This window comes from Microbacterium sp. 2FI (genome assembly GCF_005502885.1).
Lineage (GTDB): Bacteria > Actinomycetota > Actinomycetes > Actinomycetales > Microbacteriaceae > Microbacterium.
The window spans coordinates 25,105-32,197 of sequence record NZ_SCMR01000033.1; the positions used below are offsets into that span (position 1 = coordinate 25,105).

Below are 7,093 nucleotides of genomic sequence, written 5' to 3' on the forward strand. Positions count from 1 at the left end.
TCCCGATCTGTTGAGCGACAATCCCAGAACTCATCGGAGACCCAGTGCTCGGCAAACTCCTCATCCGGTACCTCAAGCCCTATCGCTGGCTGCTGCTCGCGCTGCTGGTCTTCCAGATCATCTCCGCCGTCGCGACGCTGTATCTGCCGCGACTGAACGCCGACATCATCGACCAGGGCGTCTCGCAGGGCGATGTCGAGTACATCTGGTCGACGGGCGCGACGATGCTCGCGATCTCGTTCGGGCAGATCGTCGCGGCGATCATCGCCACCTACTTCGCCGCGCGCGCGTCGATGGCGGCGGGCCGCGACATGCGGCGCGACATCTACGAGAAGGTGAGCGCGTTCTCTGAGCGCGAAGTCTCGGCCTTCGGGCCCGGCTCGCTGATCACGCGCAACACGAACGACGTCCAGCAGGTGCAGATGCTCGCCATGATGGGCTCGACGATGCTCGTCACCGCGCCGCTGCTCGCCATCGGCGGAGTGATCATGGCGCTGCGCCAAGATCTGGGCCTCGGGTGGCTCATCGCCGTCGCCGTTCCGCTGCTGCTGGTGATGGTGCTGCTGGTGGTCAGCCGCATGGTGCCGCTGTTCCGCGCGTTCCAGAAGAAGCTCGACGCGGTCAACCGTATCCTGCGCGAGCAGCTCACGGGTGTGCGCGTCGTCCGGGCATTCGTTCGCGAAGACATCGAAGAAGAGCGGTTCGGCGCCGCCAACACCGACATCATGGTGGTCGGCCGCAAGGTCGGGTCCCTCTTCGTGCTCCTGTTCCCGCTGGCGATGCTGGTGCTCAACGTCACCATCGTCGGCGTGATCTGGTTCGGCGGCATCGAAGTCGACGAGGGCAGCATCGAGATCGGCACCCTGTTCGCGTTCATGCAGTACATCGCCCAGATCCTCATGGGCGTGCTCATGGCGAGCTTCATGGTGATCATGATTCCGCGCGCCGCCGTGTCGGCCGAGCGCATCGGCGAGGTGCTCGCGAGCGAGTCGACGCTGGTGCGCGCGGAGCGTCCCCTGACGGAGTTCCCGGCGCGCGGCGCCGTGGAGTTCCGCGACGCGGAGTTCACGTACCCCGGTGCTGAGCAGCCGGTGCTCCAGAACATCACCTTCGACGCGGCGCCCGGCGAGACGATCGCCGTGGTCGGCTCGACCGGTGCCGGAAAGTCGACGCTCATCTCGCTGATCCCGCGCCTGTTCGATGTGACCGGCGGTGCCGTGCTCGTGGGCGGTGTGGACGTGCGTGAGGCCGACCTCGATGTGCTGTGGAAGGGCATCGGCCTGGTTCCCCAGCGCCCGTTCCTGTTCTCGGGAACCGTCGCGTCGAACCTCCGCTTCGGGCGCGAGGAGGCGACCGACGAGGAGCTCTGGGCGGCGCTGGAGATCGCGCAGGGTCGCGACTTCGTCGAGCAGATGGAGGGTCAGCTCGAGGCCCGCATCGCGCAGGGCGGCACGAACGTGTCGGGCGGGCAGCGCCAGCGACTGGCGATCGCCCGGGCGATCGTGCACCAGCCCGACATCCTGGTGTTCGACGACTCGTTCTCGGCGCTCGATCTGACCACTGACGCGAGACTGCGGCAGGCGCTCTGGCGAGAACTGCCGCACGTGACCAAGATCGTCGTCGCCCAGCGCGTCTCGACGATCACCGGGGCCGACCGCATCGTCGTCCTCGAAGACGGCCGCATGGTCGGGATCGGAACCCACGAAGAGTTGATCGAGTCCAGTACCACCTATCGAGAGATCGTCGACTCGCAGCTGGCGGTGCAGGCATGAGCGCCCCCGACACCCTGACCGAGGAAGAGCGGCTCGAGCTCGAGCTCGCCGAGCAGGCGCGACAGAACTCCGGCGACTGGGACAGCGTCAAGCCCGGCAAGGCGGCGAACTTCGGCAAGAGCTTCGCGCGACTCCTCGGGCTGCTCAAGCCCCACGCGGTGGCCTTCACGATCGTGTCGTTCCTCGGCGCGATCGGCGTGTTCCTCGCGGTGATCGCCCCGAAGGTGCTCGGCGAGGCGACCAACCTCATCTTCGAGGGCGCCGTCTCGGCAGGGCTCGCGGCGCAGTTCCCCGCGGGCACGCCGAAGGATGACGTCGTCGCGGCGCTCGAAGCGGCCGGCGAGACCGAGTTCGCCAACATCATCGGCGCGATGAATGACTTCTCCGTCGGCGCGGGCGTCGACTTCGACGCCCTGCGCACGGTGATCGTCGCCGTGCTCGCGATCTACGTCGCCTCGTCGTTCCTCAGCTGGATCCAGGGCTACGTCATCAACATCATCATGGTGCGCACGATGTGGCGTCTGCGTCAGGACGTCGAGGTGAAGATCAACCGCCTGCCGCTGTCGTACTTCGACAAGGTGCAGCGCGGCGACCTCATCTCACGCGTCACCAACGACATCGACAACATCACGCAGACCATGCAGCAGTCGCTGTCGTCGGCGCTGACCGCGGTGCTGACGGTCATCGGCGTGCTCTTCATGATGTTCTCGATCTCGTGGCAGCTGGCGCTCGTCGCCCTGGTATCGCTGCCCCTGATGGCGATCATCTTCGGGGTCATCGGTCCCAAGTCGCAGAAGGCCTTCGGCATCCAATGGCGAAAGGTCGGACTCCTCAACGCCCGCGTCGAGGAGTCGTTCTCGGGGCACGCCCTCGTCAAGGTCTACGGGCGTGAGCGCGACTCGCGCGAGAAGTTCGAGATCGAGAACGAAGAGCTGTACCAGGCGAGCTTCCGCGCCCAGTTCCTCTCGAACGTGATCATGCCGGGCATGACCTTCATCGGAAACCTCACCTACGTCGGCATCGCCGTGCTCGGTGGCGTGATGGTCGCCGGCGGACAGCTGCGCCTCGGCGACGTGCAGGCCTTCATCCAGTACTCGCAGCAGTTCACCCAGCCGCTGTCGCAGCTGGGCGGCATGGCCGCCATCGTGCAGTCGGGCACGGCGTCCGCCGAGCGCGTCTTCGAGCTGCTGGATGCCGATGAGCAGGAGCCCGATGCCCTCGACGCGCCGAAGCCGGTCGACGGCCGCGGAGTCATCGAGTTCGAGAACGTGCGCTTCGCCTACACGCCCGAGCGGCCGCTGATCTCCGACCTGTCGTTCCGGGTCGAGCCCGGCCAGACGGTCGCGATCGTGGGTCCGACCGGCGCCGGCAAGACGACGCTCGTGAACCTCATCATGCGCTTCTACGAGCTCGACGGCGGGCGGATCCTGCTCGACGGACAGAACATCGCCGAGCTCACCCGCGACGACGTGCGCTCGCGCACCGGCATGGTGCTGCAGGATCCGTGGCTGTTCGCCGGCACGATCCGCGAGAACATCCGCTACGGGCGCGAGTCGGCGACGGACGACGAGGTGATGGATGCCGCGAAGGCGACCCGCGTCGATCGCTTCGTGCACTCGCTGCCCGACGGCTACGACACAGTGCTCGACGAGGATGCCTCCAACGTCTCGGCCGGTGAGAAGCAGCTCATCACGATCGCGCGCGCCTTCGTCGCGCAGCCTTCGGTGCTGATCCTCGACGAGGCGACGTCGTCGGTCGACACGCGCACCGAGCTGCTGCTGCAGCACGCGATGGCCGCGCTCCGCGAAGGACGCACGTCGTTCGTGATCGCGCACCGCCTCTCGACGATCCGCGACGCCGACCTCATCCTGGTGATGGAGCACGGCGACATCGTCGAGAAGGGCTCGCACGACGAGCTCATCGCCGCGCGGGGCGCGTACTGGCGGCTGTACCAGTCGCAGTTCGAGCAGGCGGCCACCGACCTCGACGCCGAGCCCGACGCGACGGGGGCTGTCGAGACGATCACCGACGCCGACGAGGCCGAGGTCACGGCGTCCTAGCGAGACAGAGAGCCGTGCGGCGGGGTGGGACCGGGAAGACCGGTCCCACCCCGCCGTCCGTTGTTGCTACGGCGTGACGATGTTGAACGCCGGATCCCCGGCGTCGAGGACGCCCAGCAGTGCCTGAAGCGCGCCGGCGTCGCCGGTGATCTCGAGTCCTGGGCTGGTGAGGTCGCCGCCGGCAACGGCGATGAGCCGTGCTTTCGTGAGCGTCAGCGCCACATCGGGCTCGTCGTCGGGGTTCCGCTTGCGGTAGACCAGCACCCCGTTGTGGAGTGACAGGCGGTAATTGACGTCGAGATCGGTGAGGGTCACATCGATGTCGATCGTGAGGTCCCACGCCTTCGGGCCGTTGACCGAGATCGCCAGCGAGTCGAACAGCTGCTCCGGGCTCAGCTGCGCCACGATCGCGGGTGCGGCGGTCACCGTCGGCGTGCCGAAGTTGCCTTCGCGCAGCTCGGTCGCGCCCGAGAGGAAGAAGTTGCGCCACGTGCCGTTCTCGGCGCCGTAGCCCAGCTGCTCGAGCGTGTCGGCGTAGAGCTCGCGCGCGGCCGCGTGGTGCTCGTCGGTGAAGATCGCGTGGTCGAGCAGCGTCGCGGCCCAGCGGAAGTCGCCCTCGTCGAAGGCTGTCTGCGCAAGCTCGACGACCCGATCGATGCCGCCGATGGCCTTCACGTACCGCTGGGCCTGCTCGGTGGGCGGATGCGGCCACAGGCGCGCGGGGTTCGCGTCGAACCAGCCCATGTAGCGCTGGTAGATCGCCTTGACGTTGTGGCTCACCGAGCCGTAGTAGCCGTGGGTGTTCCAGGCCTCCTCAAGCGCAGGCGGCAGCTGGATCATCTCGGCGATCTCGGCGCCCTGATAGCCCTGGTTGACGAGGCGCAGCGTCTGGTCGTGGAGGTACGCGTACAGGTCGCGCTGTGTCGCGAGGAACTCGACGATGCGCTCGCTCGTCCACGTCGGCCAGTGGTGCGAGGCGAACGCAACATCCGCCCGGTCGCCGAAGGTGTCGATCGCCTCGGTGAGGTACTGCGACCACACGTGCGGGTCGCGCACGAGCGCGCCGCGGAGCGTGAGCAGGTTGTGGAGGTTGTGGGTCGCGTTCTCGGCCATGCACAGGGCGCGGTACCGCGGGAAGTAGAAGTGCATCTCAGCCGGCGCTTCGGTGCCCGGCGCCATCTGGAACTCGATCTCGACGCCGTCGACCGTATGCGTCTCGCCCGTGGTCGTGATGAGGAGCGTGGGCACGATCATGCCCACCTCACCCTCCGAGGTGGTCTGCCCGAGTCCCGCGCCGACCTGCCCGAACGGTCCGCGGGCGAGCGCCGCGCCGTACATGTACCCGGCGCGGCGTGCCATCGCCGTGCCCGCATAGACGTTCTCCGAGACCGCGTGCTCCACGAACCCCTCGGGGGCGATGATCTGCACCGCGCCGGATTCGACATCGGCCACCGTGGTGATGCCGAACACACCGCCGAAGTGGTCGACGTGGCAATGCGTGTGGATCACGGCGACGACCACCCGGTCACCCCGATGCTCGCGGTAGAGCGCGAGTGCGGCCGCCGCCGTCTCGGTCGAGATCAGCGGATCGATGACGATGACGCCGGTATCGCCCTCGACGAACGTGATGTTCGACAGGTCGAGGCCGCGCACCTGGTAGATGCCTTCGACGACCTCATAGAGGCCCTGCTTCGCGACGAGAGTCGACTGTCGCCACAGACTGGGATTCACCGAGGTGGGCGCGTCGCCCTCCAGGAACGCGTAGCTGTCGTTGTCCCAGACGACGCGGCCGTCGGCGGCGTGGACCACGCCCGGCTCGAGTGCGGCGATGAATCCGCGGTCGGCATCGTCGAAGTCCTGGGTGTCGTCGAACGGGAGGGACTCCAGGAGCGCGGCGTGCTGGGCTTCGATGGCAGGGGTGACTGGCTTGTTCTGCATGCGTCTCAGCCTGGCACGTCCGACTCGGCTCACGCGAGGCCGAAGAGCTCCAGGGGATGCGTGAGTCGCCACCAGGCACTCGGCGGCTCGACGTCGTCGGCGAGGCGCAGGTCGACGGTGGCCTCATCGAGCGGCCCGACGACCGACAGTGCGCCCACCGTGTCGCCGGCGTCGCGGCTGTCGCCGAGCGCATAGGTCGTGGTGGCGGTCCCCGCGCCGCCGTTCCACAGCAGCACGGTGGCGTCGCCCGCCGTCACGATCTCGACCTGCTCGCCCCACCGCGTCTCGACGATGCCGGCGACGGTGTCGGCGGTGACCGACGGCACCGGCTGCAGCTCGGCCTCCATCTGGGCGTAGAGCGCCCGCGACGCCGCCAGCCGTGCAGCGTCGTCGGGTTGGCCGAGCACGGATGCATACAGGCGGACGGGCGTCTCGCCCACGACGATGTCCTTCGCCGACAGCAGGTTCCAGGCGTCGAGCGTGCCGGTCTTGATGCCGACGACGCCGGGGTCGGCGAGCAGTCCGTTGGTGTTCTCGACCAGCCCGGCGCCCGGGAGCTCCACCGACCGCTTCGCGACGATCTCGGCGATGACCGGGTTCGCCAGGGCCTTCTGCGCGAGAGCGATGAGCGCACCCGGACTGGCGGCATTCCCCTCGTCCATGCCGGTCGGCTCGACGACGGTGACGCCCGGCACGCCGTGTGCGTCGAGCCAGTCGCTCGCCGCGGCAGCGAACACCTGGTCGGAGGGCCACAGGTTCGAGGCGAGCCGGTCGGCGTAGTTGTTCGCCGAGCCGATCAGCATGCCCTCGAGCAGCTGGTACTGCGTCAGGCTCCCGCCGACCGGCACGTCGAGCGCCGATTCGCCGTTGGCGCGGTACTGCCAGTACTGCAGATTGTCGTAGTAGCTGAAGCGGAACTCGGGCCCCTGCTCGCCGAGCGCGAGCGGCATCTCGTCGAGCACGACCAGCGCGGTCACGACCTTTGTGATGCTCGCGATCGCGTCGGTGTCTGTGGCGGATGCCGGAGCCCCGGCGATCCCCTCGACGCCGATTGCGGCGCTGCCCACGGTGGGCCACGGGGGAGTGGATGCCGCTGCCGCAACGGGCTGCACGCTCATCGCCGTGACCGTGGGGGCGACCGCGTGCAGCGGCCACAGCAGGGTCGTTGCGGCATACGCTCCGGCGAGCGACGCGATGATCGCCGTCGGGACGATGACCCCCGCCCGCCACGGCGTCCGGTGCGGCGCATCGGCGAGCAGGTTGGTCTCGACCGGGACGTACGGGGTGCCGGCGGCGGCGAGATCAGCGGGGACGGGCGGGAGG

Annotated in this window: 4 protein-coding genes; 2 read left to right on the forward strand and 2 right to left on the reverse strand. The window is 68.3% G+C overall.

Translation table 11 applies throughout. From position 1 onward, the window contains the following. The first annotated feature begins 44 nt into the window (after window positions 1-44). Both FFS15_RS17965 and FFS15_RS17970 read left to right on the forward strand, forming a co-directional pair. Window positions 45-1,772, forward strand: coding sequence for an ABC transporter ATP-binding protein (locus FFS15_RS17965; protein ID WP_137846426.1), 1,728 nt, complete (start codon window positions 45-47; stop codon window positions 1,770-1,772). Further along, entirely contained in the window at window positions 1,769-3,832 is a 2,064-nt protein-coding gene (locus tag FFS15_RS17970) for an ABC transporter ATP-binding protein (RefSeq protein WP_137846427.1), read from the forward strand. Before FFS15_RS17965 ends, FFS15_RS17970 begins: the two co-directional genes overlap by 4 nt. A gap of 66 nt (window positions 3,833-3,898) precedes the next feature. Here FFS15_RS17970 and FFS15_RS17975 read toward each other — a convergent pair whose 3' ends face one another. After that, on the reverse strand, window positions 3,899-5,770 hold the full coding sequence (locus FFS15_RS17975; protein ID WP_137846428.1) for an alkyl sulfatase dimerization domain-containing protein: 1,872 nt from the start codon (window positions 5,768-5,770) through the stop codon (window positions 3,899-3,901). A gap of 29 nt (window positions 5,771-5,799) precedes the next feature. Continuing rightward, window positions 5,800-7,093: D-alanyl-D-alanine carboxypeptidase (locus tag FFS15_RS17980; protein WP_137846429.1), on the reverse strand; the 1,294-nt coding region annotated here is incomplete at its 5' end.